Consider the following 25,111-nt stretch of genomic DNA (forward strand, 5'->3'; position numbering starts at 1 on the left):
TTTCCACGGTGGGGCGGGCCCGGCACGTGCGTGAACGCAACAGAATCGAAGCTGCCCTCTAGCGGCCGTCTTGCGCCGGTGTCAGACCCGGTGGTAAGGGTGATTGGCGTTGATGCTCCACGCGCGGTAGAGCTGTTCGGCCAGCAGGACACGGACCATGCCGTGCGGCAAGGTCAGGCTGGACAGGCGAATCAATTGGTCGGCGCGGGCTTTCAGATCAGGATCGAGCCCGTCGGCGCCGCCAATGACGAAGGCGACGTCACGGCCGTCCTGCTGCCAGCCGGTCAGTCCTTGCGCGAGCTTCGCGGTCGTCAGGTCCTGCCCGCGTTCATCCAGGCAGACGAGACGGCACCCGCGGGGCAGCGCCGCATCGATCCGCTGGGCTTCGGCGGCCATCACCGTCTCGGCAGTGCGCGAGTTGGAGCGTTGTTCCGGCTTGATTTCCTTGAGTTCGATGCGCAACTCGGGGGGCATGCGCTTGGCGTACTCAGCGAAGGCGGTCTCGATCCAGCCGGGCATCTTGTGCCCGACTGCAACGATGTAAAGACGCATGCGGGGCCCCCGTGACGTCCTGGTGCGGCTTTATTGCACGCGGCGGCGCACGGCCGCACGACGCGCCGGCGACGCACCTTCGCCGTCTTCGTCTTCTTCCTCGTCGCCTTCGTCGGCACCTGCGCCGCGTTTGGCCGGCGTGGCGCTCTTCAGGCGCACAGGCTTTTCGCCCCAGATTTCTTCGAGGTTGTAATACTGGCGCAGGGCCGGCTGCATGACGTGGACGATCGCGTCGCCGCAATCGACCAGCACCCATTCGCCGACATCTTCGCCTTCAATGCTGATGATGTCGCCGCCGGCGGATTTGACCTTGTCGCGCACGCTGGCGGCGAGGGCCTTGGTCTGGCGGTTCGAGGTGCCGCTGGCGATCACCACGCGGTCGAACAGCGAGGTCAGGTGCTGCGTGTTGTAGACCTTGATGTCCTGGGCCTTGATGTCTTCGAGCGCGTCAACAATGAGGCGCTGCAGTTTGCGAATATCCATTTTGCGTCTTTACAATGAAACGGGGAGCCGGACAGGTGCGCGAGACGGACCTCGCGCGGACATGCCCATGCCTACGGTGTTGATTCAACTGCGATACAAATGCTGATCGCGGATGTACTGCCAAACGGCGGCGGGCAGGTTGGCTGGCGGCCGGGCGCCGGGCCCGCTGCCATGCTCCGCGCCGGCCAGCGCGGCGCGCAATTCGGTGGCGGAGATGTCGACGGCCAGTGAATCGTCGATCAGGATGCCGCCGCGAGGGCTAGATTGTACCTCGTCAGCGGTTTTCTCCCGCCGGACGATCTCATCGCGCACTTCCGGCGGCGCATTGTGACGGTCAAAACCGGGCCGCGCCGCCGCGCAAACATGCGCGAAATCGAACAATTCGCGCCACGCGTGCCACGTGTTGAGGCGCATCAGCTGATCCGAGCCGATGAGCAGCGAAAGGGACGCGCCCGGGCCGTACCGCGTGCGCAACGCGCGCATCGTATCGACGGTGTAGCTTGGCCCGGCACGATCGATCTCAAGCGTGCTGACCGTCAATTGCGCCCGTAATCCGGCGGCGCGCATGGTGTCGGCCAACCCGTCGGCGGCCAGCCGCGTCATCGCGAGCCGGTGCTCGGCGGCTGTGCTGCCGGTCTTCTGCGGCTGCTGGCCGGCGGGCATCAGAATCAGTTCGTCGAGTGCGAGGGTGCGTGCAAACAACGCACCGAGCGCCAGGTGGCCGGTATGAATCGGATCGAACGTGCCGCCCAGCACGCCGACACGCGGCGCGCGGCCGTGGGCCTGAGGCTGCCCCATGGTCAGACCCATTCGCGACGAATCAGGAAGTCGGTGTACAGCTTCGCCTCGGGTGAACCCGGCGCCGGTTTCCAGTCGTAATGCCATTTGACGACCGGCGGCATAGACATCAGGATCGATTCGGTGCGCCCGCCCGACTGCAGGCCAAAATGGGTGCCACGGTCGAACACCAGGTTGAATTCGACGTAACGGCCGCGGCGGTGCGCCTGAAAATCGCGCTCCGGCTCGCCGAACGGCATGCCCCGCCGGCGTTCGACGATCGGCACGTAGGCATCGAGGAACGCGTCCCCCACGCTCTGCATGACGCCGAAGGCATCGTCGAAGCCCTGGCCCGTGAAGTCGTCAAAGAAGATCCCGCCGATGCCGCGCGGCTCCTGGCGATGCTTCAGATAGAAATACTCGTCGCACCACGTCTTGAAACGCGGGTACAGGTCCGCGCCGAAGGGATCGAGCGCGTCCTTGCAGGCCTGATGAAAATGACGGCAGTCTTCTTCGAACGGATAGTACGGGGTGAGATCCATGCCGCCGCCGAACCAGAAGACCGGGGCAACGCCTGGCGCGGTCGCCAGCAGCATGCGGACATTGAAGTGCACCGTGGGGCAGAACGGGTTGCGCGGGTGCAGCACGAGCGACACGCCGAGCGCCTCGAATCCGCGGCCGGCCAGTTCCGGACGCGAAGCGCTGGCCGACGGCGGCAGGCGGTCACCGACCACATGCGAGAAGTTGACGCCGCCGCGCTCGAAGAAATCGCCGTCGTCGAGTACGCGGGTGCGGCCGTCGCCGCGCAGGGCGCCTTCGGCCGGGCGCTGCCAGTCATCGCTCAGAAAGCGTTTGCCGTCGAGCCGTTCAAGTGTCTCGACGATACGGTCCTGCAGCCCGAGCAAATAGGTGCGCACCGCGCCGGTATCGGGCGCGCTGGCGGCGTCTTGCACTGTCATTCTCCGGTTCCTCGTCTTCGAATCGTCTCGTGAATACCGGAATTGTACCGGGCAGACGGCCCGGCGGGGCGATCAGGACTGTTCGGGCTTGCGCGCCATCGCGCGGAATCCGATGTCGTGGCGGTATTGCATGCCGTCGAAATGGATCTGGTTGACGGTCGCGTAGGCGGCGCTCTGCGCACCGCGTACGGTGTCGTCGAGGCCGACGACGCACAGCACACGGCCGCCGGTGACCGACAGCACGCCGTCTTCGAGCTGCGTGCCGGCATGGAACGTCACCGTGTTGGCCGTTTCCGCCGGAATGTCCGAGATCCGGTCACCCTTGCGCGGCGTGTCGGGATAGCCGTGGGCGGCCAGCACGACGCCGAGCGCATAGCGGCGGTCCCAATCGAGTTCGACCTGATCGAGCGTGCCGGCGATGGCGTGCTCCACGACCTTCGAGAAGTCGCCCTTCAGGCGCGTCATGATCGGCTGCGTTTCCGGATCGCCCATGCGGCAATTGAACTCCAGCGTCTTGATGTTGCCTTGCGGGTCGATCATGAGGCCGGCGTACAGGAAGCCCGTATAGCGGATGCCGTCCGTTTCCATGCCGCGCACCGTCGGCATGATGATTTCCCGCATCACGCGCGCATGCACTTGCGGCGTCACGATCGGCGCGGGCGAATAGGCGCCCATGCCGCCGGTATTCGGGCCCTGGTCGTTGTCCTGCAGGCGCTTGTGGTCTTGCGACGACGCCAGCGGCAGCACGTTCTTGCCGTCGACCATGACAATGAAACTGGCTTCCTCGCCGTGCAGGAATTCCTCGATGACAACGCGCGCGCCGGCATCGCCGAGCTTGTTGTCGGCGAGCATCATGTCGACGGCGCCATGCGCCTCTTCCAGCGACATCGCCACGACGACGCCCTTGCCGGCAGCAAGTCCGTCGGCCTTGATCACGATCGGTGCGCCACGGGCGTCGATGTATGCGTGCGCCAGCACGGGGTCGGAAAACGTTTCATAGTCGGCCGTCGGGATCTGATGGCGCTTCATGAACGCCTTCGCGAAATCCTTCGACGATTCGAGCTGCGCCGCTTCGCGCGACGGTCCGAAGATCTTCAGGCCGCGTGCGCGGAACAGATTGACGATGCCGGCCGCGAGCGGGGCTTCCGGACCGACGACCGTGAATGCGATGCCTTCGCGCACGGCGAATTCAGCGAGGACTTTTGGATCGCTGATCGGCACATTACGCAGCCGCTCGTCAGTGGCGGTGCCGCCGTTGCCCGGCGCGACGTAGACGAGCTGGATGCGCGGCGATTGCGCAAGTTTCCAGGCCAGCGCGTGTTCGCGTCCGCCCGAGCCGACAACAAGTATCTTCATGATGTTTCCGCAAACTGGGGCCCGGCCGAATGGCCGGGCCGTATTTCATGCCGCGACGTGAGTTGGCGCGGCTTACTCGTCGATGACGGCGTTTGTATAGACTTCCTGGACGTCGTCGAGATTTTCGAGGGCGTCGAGCAGCTTCTGCATCTTCACGGCATCTTCACCCGTGAAAATAACTTCGTTCTGCGGCTTCATTGTGACTTCCGCGACTTCGGCCTTGAAACCGGCGGCTTCGAGCGCGGCCTTCACTGCCGGGAAGTCGTTGGGCGGGCACACCACTTCGAGGCTGCCGTCGTCGTTCGTCACGACATCGTCGGCGCCGGCTTCAAGCGCCGCGTCCATCAGCTTGTCTTCCGGGGTGCCCGGGGCAAACAGGAATTGGCCGCAATGCGTGAAGAGGAATGCGACCGAACCGTCCGTGCCCATGTTGCCGCCGTGCTTCGAAAAGGCGTGACGCACTTCCGCCACGGTACGCGTGCGGTTGTCGGTCATGGTGTCGACGATGACCGCGGCGCCGTTCAGGCCGTAGCCCTCGTAGCGGATTTCTTCGTAATTCGCGCCGTCGAGGCCACCCACGCCGCGCTGGATGGCGCGCGTGACGTTGTCTTTGGGCATGTTGGCGTCGGCGCCCTTGTCCATGGCCAGGCGCAGGCGCGGATTGCTGTTCGGATCGCCGCCGCCCAGGCGCGCCGCCACGGTGATTTCCTTGATGATCCGCGTCCAGGCCTTGCCGCGCTTGGCGTCAGCTGCAGCTTTCTTGTGCTTGATGTTGGCCCATTTGGAATGACCCGCCATGTATTTCTCCGTCGTGCCGCCGCGCGGCAAAGTGTACTGACGGCCGGCCGCGCGTGGCGCGGGCAGCCATTGAAGACGGCGATGTGCCGCTATAATCATTCGCAATTTTATCATGCCGCTGCACTGCCTCATCAGGAGACATTTCCCCCCGATGTCCGGTAAATCCTCAGCATCCGGTGTGCCTGCATCGGCCGGCTCGCGGCACGCCCCGGTTTGGCTGCGTCTGGCGCCCGTCGTCTTCCTGATCCTGTGGTCGGTCGGCTTCACGATCGCCAAGATCGGCCTCGCTTACGCCGATCCGCTGACGTTCCTCGCGCTGCGCTACGGACTGGTGTTGGTCGTCCTCGCGCCGTTGGTCGTCGTGCTGCGCCCGCCAATGCCCAAAACCGCCGCCGCATGGGGGCATCTGATCATCGTTGGCCTGCTGATCCAGGCGCTGTATTTCAGCATGACCTACCTGTCGCTGAGGCTGGGCGTCTCGGCCGGCAGCGTGGCGCTGATTACATCGCTGCAACCGATCCTGGTGGCGTTGCTGGTGCCGCATCTGGTCGGCGAACGCATCGGGGCGGTCAACTGGATCGGGCTGGCGCTCGGTCTGGCCGGGGCGGCGCTGGTGATCGTCGCGCGATCGTCCATCGAGGCAACATCCGCGCTCGGCCTGACATTCGCGTTCATTGCCCTGGCGTCGATGACGGCCGGCACCCTTTACGAGAAGCGCTTTGGCGCCTCGCACCATCCGGTGACGTCGAACGCCGTGCAGTACGCGGTGGGTTTCGTTGCGACCTTGCCGCTTGCGGCAATCCTCGAACCGATGCGGATCGAATGGACCTGGCAGTTGGTTGCGTCGCTGGGCTATCTGGTGATTGCCAATTCGATCGTGGCAATTTCGCTGTTGTTGGCGATGATTCGGCGAGGCGAGGCGTCGCGCGTGTCGGCGCTGTTCTTCCTTGTGCCGCCCGCGGCCGCGTTAGCCGCCTGGGCGCTGCTCGGGGAGCACATGCCGCCGGCCGCATGGGGCGGCATGGCATTGGCGGCTATCGGCGTCGCGTTGGCCACACGGCGCCGCTAGGTGGCCGGCCCCAAATCGCCGGCCATATCGCGTCAGTCTCAGTTCTTGGTGCCGAACAGGCGGTCGCCTGCGTCGCCCAGGCCCGGCACGATGTACGCATGTTCGTCGAGACGCTCGTCGAGCGACGCCACGTAGAGTTTCACGCCCGGATGCGCGTCGTGGAACACCTTGACGCCCTCGGGCGCGGCCACGAGCGCGAGGAACGCGATGTTTTCTTCCGCTACGCCGCGCTTGCGCAGCACGTCGATGGCGTGGACGGCCGAATAGCCGGTGGCGACCATCGGATCGCACAGGATAAAGATGCGGTCGGCCGTGTCCGGCAGTCGGACAAGGTATTCAACCGGACGGTGGTGTTCGTCGCGGTATACGCCGATATGGCCGACGCGGGCGGACGGCACCAGGTCGAGCAGGCCGTCGCTCATGCCCACGCCTGCGCGCAGCACCGGCACGATCGCGAGCTTCTTGCCAGCGATGACCGGCGCGTCCATTGTGACGAGCGGCGTGTCGATGCGCTCGGTGGTGAGCGGCAGGTTGCGCGTAATCTCGTAGCCCATCAGCAGCGTGATCTCGCGCAGCAACTGGCGGAACGTGCGCGTCGACGTTTCCTTGTCGCGCATGTGCGAGAGTTTGTGCTGGATCAACGGGTGATCGCAGATGAAGAGGTTGGGAAAGCGGGCGTCTTGTTTCATAACAGGCGAAATCGGTGGCGGGGCGGCCGTGCCGAAGTTGGCGGCCGCATGGCGCCGATTTTAGCCGATGCGGCTGCCGTCGGGCCGGGTTTCGCGCGGCACCTCAGCGCAGCCGCGCCGATTCCCTTAGAATCGTCGCACGGCGTCCGTCAGGGCGACGGCCGTGGAAAACAAGGTCAGCCAATGAATCTCGGTATCGAAGGAAAGACTGCGCTGGTATGCGGTGCGAGCAAGGGGCTGGGCCGCGCGTGCGCCGAGGCGCTTGCCGCGGAAGGCGTTGCTGTGACGATCGTGGCGCGCACGCCCGACACGCTGGAGGCGGCGGCCGATGCCATGCGCGCCGCCACCGGCGCCAGAATCACCGCCGTGGCGTGTGACATCACAACCCCCGAAGGCCGCGCTCAGGTGTTGGCCGCATGCGGACAGCCCGACATTCTCGTGACGAATGCCGGCGGGCCGCCGCCCGGCGATTTCCGTGATTGGACGCGCGACGACTGGATCCGTGCCCTCGATGCGAACATGCTGACGCCGATCGAATTGATCAAGGCGACGGTCGATGGCATGATCGCCCGCCGCTTCGGGCGCATCGTCAACATCACCTCCTCGGCGGTCAAGGCGCCGATCGATATCCTCGGTCTGTCCAACGGCGCGCGTTCCGGACTCACGGGGTTCGTGGCCGGCCTGGCCCGCAAGACGGTCGCGCACAACGTCACGATCAACAATCTGCTGCCGGGTCCGTTCGATACCGATCGTCTGGACAAGACGATGAAGGCGTGGGCCGACAAGGCGGGCAAATCGCTCGACGAGGTCAAGGCGCAGCGCGCGGCAGACAACCCGGCTCGCCGTTTTGGCGTTCCTGCCGAGTTCGGCGCGACGTGCGCTTTCCTGTGCAGCGTTCACGCGGGGTACATGACAGGCCAGAACGTGTTGCTGGACGGCGGCGGATATCCGGGTACGTTCTGACGGCAAACGGACATCATCGGCACGTAAAATCATCGGTTTCACCGCCGCCCATCCGGTTTCGTTCGCTTGGCGGCAATCCATCCCCCAATCGCTTTCAGGAACAGGCAGCATGACGGTACGAATTGCGTTGATCGCCCACGACAAGAAGAAAGATGAAATCCTGGCGGTCGCCAGGGAATATGTGCACGTGCTGCAGCAGTGCGCGCTCGTCGCCACCGGTACGACCGGCGGCCGGCTCGCCAGCGAGCTGGGCCTGACGGTCGAGCGCATGCTCTCCGGCCCCCACGGCGGCGACTTGCAGATCGGCGCGCAACTGGCCGAAGGCAACGTCGACATGGTGCTGTTCCTGCGCGACCCGATGACGCCGCAGCCGCACGAACCGGATATCAATGCGCTCGTGCGCGCGTGCGACGTGCACAATGTTCCCTGTGCGACGAACAGTTCCACGGCACGGCTGCTGCTGGAGCAACTGACCATCCGTCTGGCGGCGCAACCAGCTTGAAAGCGCGTGGCGTCGAATGCCGGCGGGGTTTCCACTGACGCAACAGAGTGAGGAGCAAGATGACGAAAGCTATCCGCATTACGGAAAACGGCGGCCCCGAGGTCATGCAGTATGTCGACGTGGAGGTCGGCGATCCCGGACCGGGCGAGGCGCGGGTGCGTCACCACACCGTCGGATTGAACTATATCGATGTGTATTTCCGCACCGGCCTGTATCCCCAGCCGCTGCCGGGCGGACTCGGCATGGAAGCGGCGGGCGTGGTCGAAGCCGTTGGCGCAGGCGTCACGCATGTGAAGCCGGGCGATCGCGTTGCGTACGCCAGCCGTCCGCCGGGTGCTTACGCAGAGGCGCGTGTGATGCCGGCCGATTCGCTGGTGAAGCTGCCCGATGCGATCGATTTCGATCAGGCCGCCGCCATGATGCTGCAAGGCATGACGGCGCAATATCTGCTGCGACGTACGTATCCGGTGAAAGCGAGCGACACGATCCTGATCCATGCGGCTGCCGGCGGCGTCGGCCTGATCGTCTGCCAGTGGGCCAAGGCGCTCGGCGCGACGGTGATCGGCACGGTGGGCTCCGACGAGAAGGCTGATCTTGCGCGCGCGCACGGTTGCGACCACCCGATCGTCTATTCGCGAGAGAACTTCGTCGAGCGGGTCAAGGCGATCACGGGGGGGCAGGGGGTCGCCGTCGTGTACGACTCCATCGGCAAGGATACGTTTACCGGATCGCTCGATTGTTTGCGCCGGCTCGGCATGATGGTGAATTTCGGGAACGCGTCGGGGCCTGTACCGCAGATCCAGACCGCCGACCTGGTGTCGCGCGGTTCGTTGTTCTTCACGCGTCCGACGCTGTTCAACTACACGGCAACGCGCGAGGAACTGGAGGCAACGGCGAAAGACCTGTTCGATGTCGTCGCCAATGGCACCGTCAAGATCGAAGTGCGCCAGCGATATGCGCTAAAAGATGTGGCGCAGGCCCATCGCGACCTTGAGGGTAGAAAGACGACGGGTTCGACGCTGTTGATTCCGTAACGGCGCCAATGCGAGGGCCCGGCCCGCACGGCGGGCGCTCGCATACCACGCTATGCGCGTTGTGTGAAAACGTGTGCCGGGGCGTCTGCACAAGTTGCACTTTTCCGTCGCAATGGGTTTTGCGGTTGCGACATCGCCGGTGCGGCGGGATAATTTCCCGACCCGATAGGTCTATCAATCTTTCCCCCCGATACGAGCACGTTATCGATAGCCGCCATGACCGAGCCCCAAGACCCGAAGTCGCCTGAAAAGCCAGTCAACCCTGAAGCCGAGCCGGCGCCGCCGAGTCAACCGGCGCAATCGAACCCCGATACGCTGACGAGGCCGTTGCCGCCGGAAGTGACTGGGCCGACAGCCAAGCCGGGCGAAGTGCCATCGGCCGAGCCCGCGAGTGCCACGGGTACCGCCGCGCAAAGCGCAAGTGAGCCCAAATCCGAAGCCACGGGTGAGCCGGCCGGCGTCGCCGGTGGCCCCGGGTCTGCAGGCGGTGCAGGTGGCGCAGGCGGTTCGGGGCGCGGTGGTGCCGGTGGCGGTGGTGAGCCGCCGCACGAGCCGACATTCCAGGTGCCGCCGCCGGGTGGTCGCCCGGGCGGTCCAGGGGCAATGGGCTCGCCATCCTATTTGTCTGCAGGCGATTCCCCATGGTCCGTATTGCGGCGGATCATGTCGGCCCGCTTTCGTGCGTGGTACGACCGCGCCGGACAGCGCATTACGCAGCGCACGCTGAAGATCGGCATTTCGGCGCGTATCTTCCATCCGGAGCCGGGCTCCAAGGGCCTGCGCAGCAAAACGCTGCAGTACCTCGAGGAATCCATTGCGCACTGGGTGATGTCGCGCGACGTGCTGGTGTTCATGATTCCTACGGTCGACACCCAAGGGCTCTTGCATCCGAGTCACATTCGTCTGCACGATTACGCGAAGCACCTCGACGGTCTCGTGCTGCAGGGCGGCGCCGACGTATCGCCGCATACGTATTCGGAAGCGGCGACGCGTCACGAATGGCAGGGCGACCGTATGCGCGACATGTACGAACTCGAACTGCTGCATGAGTTCATCGAAGCGGGCAAGCCGATCCTCGGCGTGTGCCGCGGGTGCCAGCTCATTAACGTCGCGTTTGGCGGAACGCTGCATCAGGATATTGCGACGGACCTGCCGGAGGCGATCGCGCATGTGACGGATACGTATGAACACAATCGTCACACGCTGCGTTTCCCGGAAGGGTCGTCGCTGTCGCAGATGCTTCAAATGCACGAGACGCCAATCGTCAACTCCATTCACCATCAGTCGGTGAAGACCTTGGGACGCGATCTGACGGTCGAGGCGGTGTGCGAGGAAGACGGCGTGGTCGAGGCGATCCGCTATCGCAAGGCGCCGTTCGTGATGGGCTTGCAGTGGCATCCGGAGTTCCACCGCGCGGGCGGTCCGGAATTCCTCGATTGCACGCCGGTGCTCGATACGTTCCTGCGCGCGGCGCGCGAAACGCGGTTCTGAAGAGGGGGGCGAAACCCGGTGACAAGAGGCAGCCAAACGGCTGCCTCTTTCGCTTCACCGTCGACCTTGGCCAACGTCGCCGGCGAAAGCATGGCGTTACCCGTGCTTAGAAGCGGTGGCGAATACCCGTGCCGACGACGGTTTGCGAGCTGGTCGTCGACATGCCGCCGGCGCCGTTGATACCGGCTTGGAAGCCCGTACCGTCGTTGCTGGAGATATGTTGGTACGAACCCGTCAGGTACACGTCGGTACGCTTGGACAGACGGTAGTCGGCTTGCAGCGACACGGTGTGGAACTTCGGCTTCTTGCCGGTCAAGTCATCCTTGGCCATCGTGTACGTGTAGGCACCGGCCAGCGAAACCGTCGGGGTCAACATGTACTTCGTGTTGACTTCGAAGTTGTCGAACTTCACGCCGTCGTTGGCGAAGTTGGTCGTGGTGCTGTTGAACGTTGCCGAGGTCAGGCCGTCCAGTTGCGTGTGGGTCCACACCAGGCCGACGGTCGCCGGGCCGAAGGCGTAGTTGCCGCCGACGCCGAACACGCGTTGACGCGAGGCGTTGAACACGGCGTCGCTCGACGGATCGATCGCGCCCGAGGTGTTGGCAACACCCGTGTTGTTGTTGCGTTGCAGGTAAGCGGCAGCAACGCTGATCGGGCCGTTGTTGTATGCCACGCCGGCGCTGTATGCGCGATTGTTCGAGAAATCGCCGGCCTTGTTCGAGAAGCCGTACAGGGCGCCGAAGGTCAGGCCGTTGTAGTTGGCGCTGGCGAACTTCACCGAGTTGTTCACACGGAACGAGTTGTTCGTGTTGTCGTTGTCATACGGGTGCGTTGCGATCGTGCCGCCGAAAGCGCTGCCGTTCAGGGTCAGCGGTGCCAGGTAGTCGACCAGGGAGTCATATTGACGGCCGAGGGTGATCGCGCCGTATTGGTCGTTCTGCAGGCCGACAAACGCTTGACGGCCGAACATGCGGCTGCCTTGCAGCGAGTTGCCGTTGGCGATCGAGAAGCCGTTTTCCAACGTGAAGATTGCCTTGGTGCCGCCGCCCAGGTTTTCCGAGCCCTTCAGGCCCCAGCGGCTGCCGTTGACCAGGCCGCTCGTGGCGCGCCAGTTGGCCTTGCCAGCCGCCGCCGACGTCGACGAGTTGCTGGTGTAAGCGAGGCCGGCGTCGATCAAGCCGTACAGCGTGACGCTGCTTTGGGCGTGAGCGGCCGTTGCCGAGAACGCGCCGACCACTGCAGCGGCAAGAAGAGTTTTTTTCATGGTTTGAGCTCCAATAATTTGACACGAATCGCAGAATTCGCGTGAAAACAGAACGCGGCGAAACAGAACATGTCGTGGTGACGGTTTGTTATTCGCGGACCCGGCATCGAGTGCGGCACTGCTCTGTTGACGGACCAGAGTGTAGGAGCGTGCGTGTCCCGCGCATATTTCAGAAACCGCAAGAATGTATTGCGGATTCGGGAACAATCCTTTGTGAGGGCGCAAAGCCTTGTACGGCAAGGATTTACGGGCGGAAGGCGATGATGCCGGAAGGAGATGCAAGCCTCTTGTGTTGCGATGAGGACACACCGCAAGGTGAGCAAACGTAACGAAGCGGCGTAGGAGATGTGTCGAGATTCTCGTGCGACGAAATCGCTTCGGGACTATTGCAAGGCGCTGAATAAATCATTGCGCCGATTGATGACAATGTTTCGCGGGGACGCTTCTATACTACGTCTCGCGAGAAGTAGACTTTTGCCTTGAGTGAAGGTCTCCAAACCTTGGCGCGGCCTCATTGGCCGCGCTTTTTTTTGTGCAGTGTTTTGCCTCTCCGGCAACACTGACGCGCAACGCGAGCGGGGCGTTTTGCTGTTGCAAAAAAGTCAGGCATCGTCCTGCATTGCCGCCGTCGGTAGGCAATTTCTGTCGATCAAATTTCGGAAAAATCACGTCTGCCGGCCAGCCGGTCAACGGGTAATATTGTTACTTCTCCGTGCGACTCTCGGGTGACCCGGAAACGGTAGCCGAAGCGGATGGTGGAAGGTACTCCAGCCGCAAATAGTTCGGCGTAAAAAGCAAACATCCGAAACCAAAAGGTGCTCAATGTTCTCACCCGTTTCGTCAGGAAAGGTCCCTAATTCAGGGGGGGAACGCTGAACTCGTTTCGTTCGGCACAACGGTGGCATCAAAGGGATTTTCCCGTCGGGAGTTGATTGAGCAAATCGACCGCTATTTGACGCATTCCCCAAACGAGCGTGAACGGCTCGCCCCCTTGATCGCTCAGTTGAACTGTGCGGCCGATCCGTGCGATCGCAAGACGCTGCCGGGCCACGTGACCGCCAGCGGAATCGCCATCCAAGGAGGGAGGATGCTAATGATTTTTCACCCCTACCTAAAGATATGGCTGCAACCAGGAGGGCACATCGACGCCGGCGAAACGCCAGGGCAAGCGGCACAAAGAGAGGTGCGGGAAGAAACCGGTGTGCATACCGAAGTCCATCCATGGCATGCGCGGCATCTCATGCCGTTGGATATCGATATCCACCCCATCGCTGAGAACCCCCACAAACAGGAACCCGCCCATTACCACTACGACTTCCGTTACCGGCTTCGCGTCAATGACATCCCTAATCCCGGTCAGGGCGAAGGCCTCAAAGTTGGCTGGAAGGCACTCGACGAGATCGATGAACCGTGGCTTCAGGATCTGATAGCCAAGCTGGAACACCAAGGACTTCTTCTTGCGTGAAGTCCGCGCAGGCAGTCATGCGGTTTGCGCAGCTGACATTGAACGGGGCTGGCAACGCGAAGCTCAGCTCGCCAGCGCCGGCGATTGCCCCATCGCAATTTCGTGGGCGCAATCGCGCATGTGCGGGATTCGCAAATGCTTGAGCCGGCGGTAGAGCGACGCACGGCATAGCCCAAGCGTGCGCGCTGCGGCGGAAATATTCCAGCGGTGACAGGCCAACGCCTGAAGAATGCGGTCGCGTTCGCACGCCTGCGGCGAGATGTCGTCGCTGTCGTCATTGGTTGCAGCTTGCGGGGCGGCGAAAGACACGCGCGTCAACTCGGGCGACGGCAATGCGGGCGGCAGGTTCATCGCCGGCATTGCATCGAGCGCTACGTCGCCGGCAAGCAGCTCCTGCGGCAGGTCGCGCAGCTCGACGAGCGGGCCGCTCGCCACCGCGCACGCGAAACGGATCGCTGCGCGCAGCTGCCGAAGATTGCCGGGCCACGAATAACGCAGCATCCGTTCGAGCGCCGCAGGCGAAACTTTTTGCAGCGCTTGCGCCGCGGACAGTTGCGGCCACTCGTCGCACAGCATGCGCGCGATCAAGCCGCGGCGATCCGTGCGCGCGCGCAGCGTCGGCAACTGCAGCACGCCGACGGCGATCCGGTAATACAAATCCTGACGGAACATGCCTTCTGCGACGAGCGCCGGCAAATTCTGATGTGTGGCGCAGATCAACTGAACATCGACCGGTACCGGATGCGTCGTCCCCAACGGCGTGACTTCGCGCTCCGAGAGCACACGCAGCAAACGCGTCTGCAAGACCAGCGGCATGTCGCCGATCTCATCCAGAAACAGGGTGCCGCCGTCCGCTTGCTGCAACTTGCCTTTCATGCCGCCGGGCAACGCGCCGGAGAACGCGCCTCGGCTATAGCCGAACAATTCGCTTTCGACCAGATGCTCGGGGATCGACGCCGTGTTGATCGCCACCAGCGCCTTTGCGCGGCGTTCGCTGTAGTCGTGCAGTGCCCGCGCCAGAAACTCCTTGCCCGTTCCCGTTTCGCCCAGGATCAGGATCGGCAGGCCACGCTCGATGAATCGCTTGCCGCGCGCGATCAGCGCCTGCATTTGCGCATCTTCGCCGCACAGGTCGTCGATCGCCAGATATTCCGGCGCGGACTGACGCGAAGCAGGGCAAGCGGAAGCGGGACGTGCGGGGGCGGGCGCTACAGCGAGGTGTGCGGGCATGCTGCTGTCTCCTTGTCGTATTTGTGCGAAAGGTCGCCATGTGCGGCTTTTGGCCTGGGCGTTTCCTAATCGTTACGGTTCACGTTGGTCGCGACCGCCAATGGAGAATACGTTCGTCCTGTAATAACTTCCAATATAATATTGATGCGCTATTAATACCCAATAGGTATCAAATGATCGAGCTGCGCCATTTCCAGTATTTCGTCGCCGTGGCCCAGACGCTGCATTTCGGGCGTGCGGCGAAGCAACTGCACATTTCGCAGCCGCCGCTGTCGCGTCAGATCGCGTTGATGGAAGAGGAACTCGGCGTGAAGCTTTTCGATCGCACGCGCCGCAGCGTGCGCCTCACGCGCGCGGGGGAGCGGCTGTATCAGGATGCCGTCGACATTCTCAACGCGGTAGCGCAGGCGCGCCGTAACGCGGTGGCGGCCAGCCGGGGCGAGGACGGCGCCATCTCGGTCGGTTTCATGATGTCGTCTGCCTACAATATCCTGCCGGCGCTCACCCGCACCTACGCGGCGGCGTACCCGCGCGTCGACATGAAACTGGCCGAGACGCTCCCGAATCTGCTGGCAGATGCCGTTCGCTCAGGGCGTACCGACGTGGGCATCATGTACCGCCCGGAAGATCTCGACGGACTCGACAGCGCGACCGTCTTCCGTGAGGAGATGGTTGCCGTGCTGCCGAAGCAGCATCCGCTGGTGAAAGCGCGCGTGCTCGATGCCGCCCTGTTGGCGAACGAATCGTTCGTCAGCATTCCTCGCGAGATCGCGCCGCTCGTCTACGACCTGGTCGTCGGCCATTGCCAACGTTCGGGTTTTACGCCGCGCATCCGGCTCGAAGCCAATCTTCAGCAGACGATTATCAGCCTGGTCGGCGAGGGGCTTGGCGTGGCGATGGTGCCGGTGTCGATGAGCGCCATTTCGTCGGGCGGCGCCGTCTTCAAGCCGTTGCGCAATGCCCCGGTGGTGGAGGTGGCGCTGCTGTGGAGCCGCGACAACCACAATCCTTGCGTGGGGACGTTCGTCGAGAACGCGCGCGCCGTGTGGCAGGACCTGCAGCACGCCCCCGGCGCGCGGGTGGTGGCGGACGCGCCTGTCTGAGTGCGAGGCGCGTCCGTTGGTGCCATTCTCAGGCTGCGTTGTCAGATTTCCAGCAAGCCCGCGCAAACGAAGCCGCCGTCGACCGGCAGGACGTGTCCGGTGATGTATGACGAATCATCGGAAGCCAGGAAGCTCACGGCGCCGGCGATCTCGGATGGCTGGCCGTAGCGGCCGATCGGCGTGAGCTCGTTATAGTGTGCGCGAGAGACGTCCGAATGCAGCGCCTGCGTGAGCGGCGTCTCGATCGGGCCCGGCGCAATACCGTTGGCGGTGATGCCGAACGGCGCCAGTTCAATCGCCATCTGACGCGTCAGGCCAATGACGGCGGCCTTGGACGTGCCGTAAGCCGTGCGCCCGGCGCTCGCCAGAATACCGGCCACCGATGCGAGGTTGATGACGCGGCCCCAGCGGTGCTCGCGCATCAGGCGCGCGGCGTGCTGTGCGCAGAGCAGCGTGCCGGTCACATTGACGGCCATCACCTGGTGCCAATGGTCGAGCGGGCAGTCGAGGAACGGAATCGTCTTGGCGATGCCGGCATTGTTGACGAGTACGTCGCAACGGCCGTGTTTCTGTGCGATCTGCGCAAAGCCGTCGGCAATCGAGTGTTCATCGCCGACGTTCATCGCCAGCGGCCACGCCCGCCCGCCATCCGCGTCAATCTTCGCCACCGTTTTCTGCGCGGCTTCGTACTTGAGATCGGCCACCACCACCGTCATGCCATCCTTGGCCAGGCGCTCGCAGATCGCGGCGCCGATGCCCATGCCGCCACCCGTGACGACCGCAATTTTCTCGCTCATTTTATGTACTCCTAAATTTTGTCGTATCTACAGCACGGGCTCCGCCGCCATGATACGGCGAAGCCCGTCCGGGGTTACTGCGAAATCACTTCAGGAAACCGGTGGAGACCCACGGGACGAACACCACCACGAGCAGTGCGATCAGCAGCGCGCTCATGTAGACCCACATACGATTGAACACCTTGTCCGGTGACGTCTTGCCGATTGCGCAAGCCGCGTAAAAGCCTACGCCAAGCGGCGGAGCGAAGAGACCCATGCCCATCGACAGGATCACGAGCATCGCGTAATGCACGTCGTGAATGCCGAGCGAGCGCGCCACCGGGAACAGCAGCGGGCCGAACAGCACGATCGCGGGAATGCCTTCCAGCACGCTGCCGAGGATGATAAACACGATCATCGAAATCAGCAGGAAGCCGGCCTGGCCGCCCGGCATGCCGTGCATGAAACTCACGAGCTTGGCCGAGAAGCCCGATTGCGTGAGCGCCCAGGCCATGGCCGTCGCCATGCCGATGATCAGCAGGATGGCGCCGGACAGGGCCGCCGTTTCCGTCAGCAGCGGATACAGGCGCTTGAAATCCAGATGCTTGCGGAACAGATGGATGATCAGGCCGATGACGATCGTATACGCGATGCCGAGCGTCGAGACTTCGGTTGCGGTCGCGGCGCCCTCGATCACCGCCGTACGGATCAGGATCGGCAGCGCCAACGCCGGCAGTGCCACCATGAAGGTCTTGCCGATCACCGGCAGCGGTGCGCGTTTGGCGGTCACCGGCGCTTCCTTGCGCGACTGAAAGAAGCACACGACGACGATCGCGAGCGTCGCAATCACGGCCGGCATCAGGCCGCCCACGAACAGCGCCGTAATCGACACACCGCAGACCGCGCCGATGGTGATCAGCACCAGACTTGGCGGAATCGTCTCGGTCATCGCACCGGTGGCCGCGAGCAGGGCGACAAGATCTTCAGGCTTGGAACCGCGGCGCTTCATCTCGGGAAACAGCGCCGGGGCGACGGCCGCCATGTCGGCGGCCTTCGAGCCGGAGATGCCCGAAACGAGGAACATCGCACCCAGCAGCACGTATTGCAGGCCGCCGCGCACGTGACCGAGCAACGAGGCCATGAATTCGATCAGGCTGCGCGCCAGCCCGCTCATCTCGATCAGCGCACCGAGCAATACGAACAACGGCACCGACAGCAGGATCAGGCCCGACATGCCTTCGTCCATGCGGCTGACGACGATCTGCAGCGGCGCGTCCGTGACGAGCGCGAGATACGAGAGCGTGGCCGTGCCGAACGCGAACGCGATGGGGATGCCGCCCGCCACGCATACGCCGACGATCAGGACGAAGAACACCAGCAGGTTGTAGTTGCCCATCGCGATCAACGCGGGACGGCCGAGCCACAGCGCCGCGCCGATCACGGCAACGACGCCGACGCCCAGCAGGAACTGCTTGACCGTCGAGCAGCGCGCCATGCGGGAGATCGCGGCAACGAGCATCAACACCGCGCCGACAGGCAATGCCGCAGCGCGCAGCCCGTCCGGGATTTCCAGCGCGGGCGTCGTGATATCCATCTGCTCGATCGCATGCGTGTAGGCCGGCATGATGATCAATGCCACGAACACGCACACGGTCAGCGCAGCCATGGTCTGGAACCAGTTGCGCCATTGCACCGGCAGTTTGTTGACGATGGCGGACAGGCGCATATGCTCGCCGCGATCGAGCGCCAGCACAGCCCCCAGCATGGACAACCAGATGAACAGGATCGACGCCAGTTCATCCGACCAGGTCAACGGGTTGTCGAACCCGTAGCGCGAGATCACCCCGGCCAGCAGGATGAGCGTTTCCGCGATCACCAGCAGCACGGCAACCGCCTCCGTGACCTTCATCACGACGCGGTTGACGCTGCCGAGGAGGCGGGCAAGCCCATGCGTGGGCTCGGCCTGCATCGTCAACGTTTCCATTTATGCAAGTTTCCCGGTGTACTTTTCCAGAAGCGACCATGCCTCGTCGCCGAACTTCTTGTGCCATTCGGCGTAGAAGCCTGCCTGGCGCAGTTTGTCGCGGAACTGCTCGTTGTTCGGCGCGTTGAACACCAGACCCTTGGCCTTGAGTTCGGCCGTCACGCCGTCGTTGAGTTTCCTGACGTCGTCGCGCTGCGCCATGGCGGCACCGTTCACGTTCGTTTTGACGATCTCCTGCAGGTCCTTCGGCAGCTTGTCGAACTTCTGCTTGTTGGCGAGGAACCAGAAGCCGTCCCACATATGGTTCGTCATCGACACATACTTCTGGACTTCATACAGTTTCGCCGTGGTCAGCAACGCCAGCGGATTTTCCTGGGCTTCGACGATGTGCGTTTGCAGGGCCGAATAGACTTCCGCGAAGTTGATCGAGGTCGGCGCCGAATCGAAGGCGCGGAACATCGAGGTCCACAGCGGGCTCGTCGGAACGCGGATCTTCAGGCCCTTCAGGTCGCCCGGGTTGTTGATCGGACGGCTGCTGGTGGTGATCTGGCGATAACCGTTCTCCCAGATCTTGTCGAAGGCGAACACCGATGTCTTGGCGATCTGGCCGCGCACGTGCGCGCCCAGTTCGCCATCCATGGCCGACCAGACCTGGCCGTAGTCCTTGAAGGCGAAGCCGATGCCGGAGATTTGCGCCGCCGGCACCAGCGTGCCGAGAATCAGCGGCGACAGCGTGAAGAAGTCGATCGCGCCGGCGCGGATCTGGCTCAGCATGTCGCTGTCGGAGCCGAGCTGGTTGTTCGGATACACCTGGAAGTCGATACGGCCCTTCGACTGTTCGTTGATCTTCTGCGCCATCTCCTTGGCGCGGATGTTCATCGGGTGGCTGATCGGCAGGTTGTTGGCGAACTTCAGCGTGAATTCGGCAGCGCGGGCCTGCGTCTGATACAGGCCGGCCGCGGCGGCAGCCGACGTGGCGGCCACGACTTTGATGAAGTGGCGGCGATCCATATTGTTCATACTGCATGTCTCCTGATAGTTGGTTTGGTGACTGCTTTCTGCCGAACAACGTGCAAAGTGGCTCGCGTATATTACGCAAATCGAATGCCAGATCGGCACCCTTCACGGGAAAACCCTTACGTTGTTAACCATCTCGCAGGCCGCACGGCGCTTGGCGGTGGGGCGCGGGGCGGGTGACAGACGTTGAACCGGTGGCATCGCGTGAGACACCTGTCGCATTGCGGTGAGACAGGTGTCGCAGGTGCGACAGTTGGACGGGGGCAGATGTGTCGCTCCCGTACCGCCTGATGATTGCAATGCGATTGCCGAGGCGGTTGCGTGCCGCATCGTACGGTGTGCATGGCGTTTCCGTCCGTCATGCCATGGTGCATCCATGGCGCTGGCATTGAATTTGCTCTTGAGGTCCTGGATCACACTTTTCGGAGACACTCATGGTTGCTGCCTGCCTGACCGGCTGGGGACATTCCCAGTTTGGCAAACTCGACAACGTGGACGCCGAAGTATTGCTGGCGGACATCGCCCAAGCCGCCCTCGACGACGCGGGCCTCGACCCCGAACAGATCGACGCGATCTTCGTCGGCACTTTCAACGGCGGTTTCCTGTATCAGGACTTCCCGTCGTCGCTTGTCTTCAACAACATTCCCGGCCTTCGTTTCAAGCCGTCCACGCGCGTGGAAAACGCCTGCGCAACGGGTTCGGCTGCCGTCTACGCGGGCCTGCAAGCCATCGAGGCCGGCCGCGCGAAACATGTGCTCGTCATCGGCTTCGAGAAGATGACCGAATTGGCGACACCGCAGGTCGGCGAAGTGCTGCTGAAATGTTCCTATGCCCGTGAAGAGGCGGGCATTCCCGGCGGCTTCGCCGGTGTCTTCGGGCAGATCGCCACGCAATACTTCGAACGCTACGGCGACCAGTCGGATGCGCTGGCCCGCATCGCCGCAAAGAATCACCGCAACGGCGCCGTCAATCCGTACGCCCACATGCGCCGCGACTTCGGCTACGACTTTTGCCGCAATGTGTCGGAGAAGAATCCGTTCGTCGCAGGACCGCTCAAGCGTACGGATTGCTCGATGGTCTCCGACGGCGCGGCGGCGTTGGTGCTGTCGGCGCGCGACGTCGCGGGCGGCCTGAAAAAAGCGGTCGGGTTCCGTGCCGCCGTGCAGGTCAACGACTACCTGCCCCTGTCGCGCCGCGATCCGCTGGCGTTCGAGGGCGGCCAGCACGCCTGGCGTCAGGCGCTTGGCGTGGCGGGCGTGAAGTTGAGGGATCTGTCGCTGGTCGAGACACACGACTGCTTCACCATCGCCGAGCTGATCGAATACGAAGCGATGGGGCTCGCCAAGCCGGGCCAGGGCGCTGCGCTCGTGGCCGAAGGCGCTACCGAGAAGAGCGGCTTGTTGCCGGTCAACGCTTCGGGCGGCTTGAAGGCGAAGGGACATCCGGTCGGCGCGACGGGCGTGTCGATGCACGTGATGGCCGCCATGCAGTTGACGAACACCGCAGGCGAGATGCAGATCCCGAACGCACGCCTGGCCGGGGTTTTCAACATGGGCGGGGCGGCTGTCGCCAACTACGTGAGCATTCTGGAAGCGCTGTAATCAATGTGGAGGAGTCGGGCATCATGCTCAAGAAGGTCATGAATCTGGGCCGTCTGCTGGCCGATGTCGCGCGTCGGCATCCGGCGGAGGCGGGCATCATCATCGGCGAGCAGGTCTGGACGTGGGGCGAGATCGATGCCCGCGTCGACGCGGCAGTGCAGGCACTGCGCGCGCTCGGCGTTACGAAGGGCGACAAGCTGCTGGTGCATTCGCGCAACAACCTGCCGATTTTCGAGAGCGCATGGATTGCCTTCAAGCTAGGCGTCGTCTGGGTGCCGACCAATTTTCGTATCACGCCGCCAGAAGCCGCCTATCTCGGCCAATCGAGCGGGGCGTCCGTCATGCTCTACGACAGCGGCTTCGAGGGGCATGTCGATGCGGTGCGCGAGGCATCGCCTGCGCTGAAGCACGTCATCGCCATCGGCGCGCCGCGCGCCGGCGAACAGCACTACGAAACCCTGCTGGCCGATCACGCCGGCGCCCAGCCCTTCGAGGAAGAGGTGGAGTATGAAGACCCGCTGTGGTTCTTCTACACCTCGGGCACGACCGGGCATCCGAAGGCCGGCGTGTTGTCGCACGGCCAGATGGCGTTCGTCGTCACCAATCATCTGGCCGACCTGATGCCCGGCATCACGTATCGGAGCCGCTCGATGGTCGTTGCTCCCTTGTCGCATGGCGCGGGCATTCACGCAATCGTCAACGCCGCGCGCGGCGCGGCCAGCGTGCTGCTGCCGACCGAGAGGATGGAGCCCGAGCAGGTCTGGCAAGCCATCGCGACGCACCGCGTGGACAATATGTTTACCGTGCCGACGATCGTCAAGATGCTGGTGGAAGACGAATCCGTCGATCGTCATGATCACAGCTCGCTCAAGTTCGTGATCTATGCGGGGGCGCCAATGTACCGCGCCGATCAGAAGTTCGCCCTCAAGAAGCTCGGCCGCGTGCTGGTGCAGTACTACGGTCTTGGGGAGGTGACGGGCAACATTACCGTGCTGCCGCCGTGGCTGCACACCGAAGACGATGACGCCGCCGACGCCCGCGTCGGCACTTGCGGCATGCCGCGCACCGGCATGGAAGTCGCGATCCTCGACGCGCAGGGCGTGCGCCAGCCGCCGTTCGCCTCGGGCGAGATCTGCGTGCGCGGCCCGGCCGTGTTCATGGGCTATCACAACAATCCGGACGCGAACGCCAAGGCCTTCAAGGACGACTGGTTCCACACCGGCGACTTGGGGCATGTCGATGCACAGGGCTTCCTGTACATCACGGGCCGTGCGTCGGACATGTATATCTCCGGTGGCTCGAACGTCTATCCGCGCGAAATCGAGGAAGCGCTGCTCACGCATCCGGCGGTGTCCGAGTGCGCGGTGCTGGGCGTGCCCGACCCGAAGTGGGGCGAGAGCGGTTTGGCCGTGGTCGTCGCGAAAGACGGCATGAGCGCTGAAGCGAAGGAATTGTTGGGCCATCTCGAAGCGCGCATCGCCAAGTACAAGTGGCCGCGCCGCTTCGTGTTCTGGAACGCCATGCCCAAATCCGGGTACGGCAAAATCGTGAAGAAGCAAATCAGGACGATGCTCGAAGAGCAAGGAGACTATCGACTATGACAACTGCGCTTTCACGGGTCTATCAGCACGCCGGCGCCCCCACATTACCCCGTGTGGTCGATTGCGTGTTGAGCGGGCAGCACGAACTGCGCGTCACGATCCGGTCCGGTGCAAACCTTGGCGCGTCGTTGCGGGAGGCGCTCGCGCGCTATCCGCACGGCGGCGGCGTCGGCCGAATCTGCGCGGGCACCGCGCGAGGTCTGCGGTACCACATGCTGGTGACCACCGCGGACGAGAAGCGTCCCTTCGGTTACGGGGCGCCGGTCGACGAAGCACGGGAAGTGGACCTGATCGGCGGCGCGATCACCATCGGCTGCACGGCCGACGGCGCACCGCTCCTGCACTGCCATGCAGGATTCTCGGATCCGGCGGGCGGGCTGCATGGCGGCCACCTGATTCTCGATCACACGTGGGCCGGCGAAGAGCCGGTCGTGGTGCGTCTGTGCCTGTTTGCGCACGGCGGCTACGTCACGCGCGAGGACGCGGAAACCCACTTCAACCTGTTGCATCCCGTCGCCGGAGAGCCATCATGAGCGTCCCAGTCGAAGATCACGTCGCGATTGAGAACGGCACCCTCGGCCGGCTCGTCGTCGCTCGTCTCAAACCCAATCAGGACCTGACGGAAAGCATCGAAGCACTGTGCGCCGAGCACGGCATTGCGCGTGCGGTCGTGCGCGGCGCGGTCGGCAGCCTCATCGACGCGCGCCTGGCGCATCGGTCGGGCGATGGCTGGCGCGAGCAGGTCGTCACGGGGCCCGGCGTGGAAATCCTCAACGTGTTCGGGGAGGTCGACGTGTCGAACGGCCCGCCGGCGGTGCCGATGCTGCATGGCATGGTCGCCGACACCGATGGACGCATGTTCGCCGGACGTTTCGTGCGCGGCGGCAATCTGTCGTTCATCACCATCGAGGTGACATTGCAGGAATGGCTGCCGGCACAACCTGCGTGATTCAGGTTTCGTGAAAGCAGCATGAAAAAACGGCGTCGGTCCTCGATGACCGGCGCCGTTCGGCTTTGTGGCGGGTGACGACGCCCGTAGCGGATGTCTTACGCGTCCGCGCCGAGAAGTCCGTCTTCGCGGAACATCGTCTTGATGCCGCGAATCGCCTGACGAATCCGCGCTTCGTTCTCGATCAGCGCGAAGCGGACGTATTCGTCCCCATAATCCCCGAAGCCGATGCCCGGCGATACCGACACCTTGGCCTGTGCGAGCAGACGTTTCGCGAACTCCAGCGAACCGCCCTTGCGATACGGCTCGGGAATGCGTGCCCAGATGTACATCGACGCCTTCGGCAGATCCACCACCCAGCCGGCTTCCGTGAGGCCTTTGTACAGGACGTCGCGGCGGCGCTGATACTGGGCGCGGATGTCCTCGACACACTGCTGATCGCCTTCGAGCGCGGCGATGGCCGCGACTTGCAGCGGCGTGAAGGTGCCGTAATCGTGATAGCTCTTGATGCGCGCGAGCGCGGCGACGAGTTCGGCGTTGCCGACCATGAAGCCGATGCGCCACCCGGCCATGTTGTAGCTCTTCGACAGCGTGAAGAACTCGACGGCAACATCCTTCGCGCCGGGCACCTGCATGATCGACGGCGCCTTGTAGCCGTCGTAGACGATGTCTGCGTAAGCGAGATCGTGCACTACGAGGATATCGTGACGCCGCGCGAGTTCGATCACCCGCTCGAAGAACTCGAGTTCGACGCACTGTGCCGTGGGGTTCGACGGAAAGCCGAGGATGATCATCTTCGGCTTCGGATGCGATTCACGGATGGCCCGTTCGAGTTCCGTGAAGAAGTCGATGCCGGGCGTCATCGGCACGGAGCGAATGTTCGCGCCGGCGATGACCGCACCGTAGATGTGGATCGGGTATGACGGATTCGGCACGAGCACCGTATCGCCTTGGTCGAGCGTGGCGAGCATCAGGTGCGCGAGGCCTTCTTTCGAGCCGATGGTGACGATCGCTTCGCGCTCGGGATCGAGGTCAACGGTGTAGCGACCCTTGTACCAGCGCGTGATGGCGCGGCGCAGGCGCGGGATACCTTTCGATGCGGAGTAGCCATGCGTGTCAGGGCGCTGGGAGACTTCGACGAGTTTGCTGACGATATGCGGCGGCGTGGCCCCGTCGGGATTGCCCATGCTCAGATCGATGATGTCCTCGCCACGGCGGCGGGCGGCCATCTTCAATTCGGCGGTAATGTTGAAAACGTACGGGGGAAGACGATTGATGCGCGCAAAGCTGCGCGAGCCCTGGGAGCCTGACATGATGATCCTGGAACGTAAGCGCCCGGAACCGTCCGAGCGACGCCGGTGTGCTGGCCACACCGTGACAGGCATTCTAGCGCGCGTTGCGGGATTTGTGCGAGCGAAATTTTGCGGCGTGCGGGCGTTTGCGGGTGG

24 protein-coding genes are annotated in these 25,111 nt (G+C 63.6%); 11 read left to right on the top strand and 13 right to left on the bottom strand.

What is annotated here, in order from left to right; translation table 11 throughout:
- Nucleotides 1-81: 81 nt before the first annotated feature.
- From rlmH to PTE30175_RS04935, 6 genes are all read right to left on the bottom strand, one after another.
- On the bottom strand, nt 82-552 hold the full coding sequence (gene rlmH, locus PTE30175_RS04910) for a 23S rRNA (pseudouridine(1915)-N(3))-methyltransferase RlmH (protein WP_150695932.1): 471 nt from the start codon (nt 550-552) through the stop codon (nt 82-84).
- A 30-nt stretch (nt 553-582) separates the two neighbouring features.
- Nucleotides 583-1,035 (bottom strand): ribosome silencing factor, encoded by a 453-nt coding sequence (gene rsfS / locus PTE30175_RS04915; protein ID WP_150695933.1) that lies wholly within the window; start codon nt 1,033-1,035, stop codon nt 583-585.
- Between the two features lie 84 nt (nt 1,036-1,119).
- On the bottom strand, nt 1,120-1,833 hold the full coding sequence (locus PTE30175_RS04920; protein WP_224788605.1) for a nicotinate-nucleotide adenylyltransferase: 714 nt from the start codon (nt 1,831-1,833) through the stop codon (nt 1,120-1,122).
- A gap of 2 nt (nt 1,834-1,835) precedes the next feature.
- Entirely contained in the window at nt 1,836-2,771 is a 936-nt protein-coding gene (hemF, locus tag PTE30175_RS04925; RefSeq protein WP_150695935.1) for an oxygen-dependent coproporphyrinogen oxidase, read from the bottom strand.
- Nucleotides 2,772-2,843: 72 nt separating this feature from the next.
- Entirely contained in the window at nt 2,844-4,127 is a 1,284-nt protein-coding gene (gene purD / locus PTE30175_RS04930; RefSeq protein ID WP_150695936.1) for a phosphoribosylamine--glycine ligase, read from the bottom strand.
- A 72-nt stretch (nt 4,128-4,199) separates the two neighbouring features.
- Nucleotides 4,200-4,925, bottom strand: coding sequence for a YebC/PmpR family DNA-binding transcriptional regulator (locus PTE30175_RS04935; protein WP_150695937.1), 726 nt, complete (start codon nt 4,923-4,925; stop codon nt 4,200-4,202).
- A 151-nt stretch (nt 4,926-5,076) separates the two neighbouring features.
- Between PTE30175_RS04935 and PTE30175_RS04940 the strand changes: the two genes are divergently transcribed.
- The gene (locus tag PTE30175_RS04940) at nt 5,077-5,994 is read left to right on the top strand and encodes a DMT family transporter (protein WP_150695938.1); all 918 of its coding nucleotides are present in this window, start codon (nt 5,077-5,079) and stop codon (nt 5,992-5,994) included.
- A 38-nt stretch (nt 5,995-6,032) separates the two neighbouring features.
- Here PTE30175_RS04940 and upp read toward each other — a convergent pair whose 3' ends face one another.
- Entirely contained in the window at nt 6,033-6,683 is a 651-nt protein-coding gene (gene upp, locus PTE30175_RS04945; RefSeq protein ID WP_150695939.1) for a uracil phosphoribosyltransferase, read from the bottom strand.
- A gap of 183 nt (nt 6,684-6,866) precedes the next feature.
- Here upp and PTE30175_RS04950 point away from each other — a divergent pair, with 183 nt between their 5' ends.
- The 4 genes from PTE30175_RS04950 (at nt 6,867) to PTE30175_RS04965 (ending at nt 10,673) form a co-directional block, all read left to right on the top strand.
- Nucleotides 6,867-7,646, top strand: coding sequence for an SDR family oxidoreductase (locus PTE30175_RS04950; protein WP_150695940.1), 780 nt, complete (start codon nt 6,867-6,869; stop codon nt 7,644-7,646).
- A gap of 109 nt (nt 7,647-7,755) precedes the next feature.
- Nucleotides 7,756-8,148, top strand: a complete 393-nt coding sequence (locus PTE30175_RS04955) for a methylglyoxal synthase (RefSeq protein ID WP_150695941.1) — start codon at nt 7,756-7,758, stop codon at nt 8,146-8,148.
- Between the two features lie 59 nt (nt 8,149-8,207).
- Complete coding sequence (locus PTE30175_RS04960; protein ID WP_150695942.1) at nt 8,208-9,182, top strand: quinone oxidoreductase family protein; 975 nt, start codon at nt 8,208-8,210, stop codon at nt 9,180-9,182.
- 216 nt (nt 9,183-9,398) lie between these two features.
- A complete protein-coding gene (locus tag PTE30175_RS04965; RefSeq protein WP_150695943.1) occupies nt 9,399-10,673 on the top strand; it encodes a gamma-glutamyl-gamma-aminobutyrate hydrolase family protein in 1,275 nt (424 codons plus the stop codon).
- 106 nt (nt 10,674-10,779) lie between these two features.
- Here PTE30175_RS04965 and PTE30175_RS04970 read toward each other — a convergent pair whose 3' ends face one another.
- Complete coding sequence (locus PTE30175_RS04970) at nt 10,780-11,937, bottom strand: porin (RefSeq protein WP_150695944.1); 1,158 nt, start codon at nt 11,935-11,937, stop codon at nt 10,780-10,782.
- A gap of 928 nt (nt 11,938-12,865) precedes the next feature.
- Here PTE30175_RS04970 and PTE30175_RS04975 point away from each other — a divergent pair.
- Nucleotides 12,866-13,402: an NUDIX hydrolase gene (locus tag PTE30175_RS04975; protein ID WP_224788606.1), complete on the top strand. Its 537-nt coding sequence runs from the start codon at nt 12,866-12,868 to the stop codon at nt 13,400-13,402.
- 63 nt (nt 13,403-13,465) lie between these two features.
- Here the strand turns inward: PTE30175_RS04975 and PTE30175_RS04980 are convergent, their stop codons facing one another.
- A complete protein-coding gene (locus PTE30175_RS04980; RefSeq protein WP_150695945.1) occupies nt 13,466-14,632 on the bottom strand; it encodes a sigma-54-dependent Fis family transcriptional regulator in 1,167 nt (388 codons plus the stop codon).
- Nucleotides 14,633-14,805: 173 nt separating this feature from the next.
- Here PTE30175_RS04980 and PTE30175_RS04985 point away from each other — a divergent pair, with 173 nt between their 5' ends.
- Entirely contained in the window at nt 14,806-15,735 is a 930-nt protein-coding gene (locus PTE30175_RS04985) for a LysR family transcriptional regulator (protein WP_150695946.1), read from the top strand.
- Between the two features lie 41 nt (nt 15,736-15,776).
- On the opposite strand, the gene PTE30175_RS04990 is transcribed toward PTE30175_RS04985, so the two are convergent.
- From PTE30175_RS04990 to PTE30175_RS05000, 3 genes are all read right to left on the bottom strand, one after another.
- Nucleotides 15,777-16,532 (bottom strand): SDR family NAD(P)-dependent oxidoreductase, encoded by a 756-nt coding sequence (locus tag PTE30175_RS04990; RefSeq protein ID WP_150695947.1) that lies wholly within the window; start codon nt 16,530-16,532, stop codon nt 15,777-15,779.
- Nucleotides 16,533-16,617: 85 nt separating this feature from the next.
- Nucleotides 16,618-18,495: a TRAP transporter large permease gene (locus PTE30175_RS04995; protein ID WP_150695948.1), complete on the bottom strand. Its 1,878-nt coding sequence runs from the start codon at nt 18,493-18,495 to the stop codon at nt 16,618-16,620.
- Nucleotides 18,496-19,515, bottom strand: a complete 1,020-nt coding sequence (locus PTE30175_RS05000) for a TRAP transporter substrate-binding protein (RefSeq protein ID WP_150695949.1) — start codon at nt 19,513-19,515, stop codon at nt 18,496-18,498.
- Between the two features lie 431 nt (nt 19,516-19,946).
- On the opposite strand from PTE30175_RS05000, the gene PTE30175_RS05005 reads away from it, so the two are divergent.
- Genes PTE30175_RS05005 through PTE30175_RS05020 form a run of 4 tightly spaced genes read left to right on the top strand, consistent with a single transcriptional unit; the run spans nt 19,947 to nt 23,663 of the window.
- The gene (locus PTE30175_RS05005; protein WP_150695950.1) at nt 19,947-21,113 is read left to right on the top strand and encodes an acetyl-CoA acetyltransferase; all 1,167 of its coding nucleotides are present in this window, start codon (nt 19,947-19,949) and stop codon (nt 21,111-21,113) included.
- Between the two features lie 23 nt (nt 21,114-21,136).
- A complete protein-coding gene (locus PTE30175_RS05010) occupies nt 21,137-22,714 on the top strand; it encodes an acyl-CoA synthetase (protein ID WP_150695951.1) in 1,578 nt (525 codons plus the stop codon).
- Nucleotides 22,711-23,247, top strand: coding sequence for a PPC domain-containing DNA-binding protein (locus PTE30175_RS05015; RefSeq protein WP_224788607.1), 537 nt, complete (start codon nt 22,711-22,713; stop codon nt 23,245-23,247). Before PTE30175_RS05010 ends, PTE30175_RS05015 begins: the two co-directional genes overlap by 4 nt.
- Nucleotides 23,244-23,663, top strand: coding sequence for a PPC domain-containing DNA-binding protein (locus tag PTE30175_RS05020; protein WP_150695952.1), 420 nt, complete (start codon nt 23,244-23,246; stop codon nt 23,661-23,663). Before PTE30175_RS05015 ends, PTE30175_RS05020 begins: the two co-directional genes overlap by 4 nt.
- A 98-nt stretch (nt 23,664-23,761) precedes the next feature.
- On the opposite strand, the gene alaC is transcribed toward PTE30175_RS05020, so the two are convergent.
- Nucleotides 23,762-24,976, bottom strand: a complete 1,215-nt coding sequence (alaC, locus tag PTE30175_RS05025; RefSeq protein WP_150695953.1) for an alanine transaminase — start codon at nt 24,974-24,976, stop codon at nt 23,762-23,764.
- Between the last annotated feature and the right edge of the window lie 135 nt (nt 24,977-25,111).

The sequence above is a fragment of the Pandoraea terrae genome (assembly GCF_902459695.1).
In the GTDB taxonomy this organism is placed as follows: Bacteria; Pseudomonadota; Gammaproteobacteria; order Burkholderiales; family Burkholderiaceae; genus Pandoraea; species Pandoraea terrae.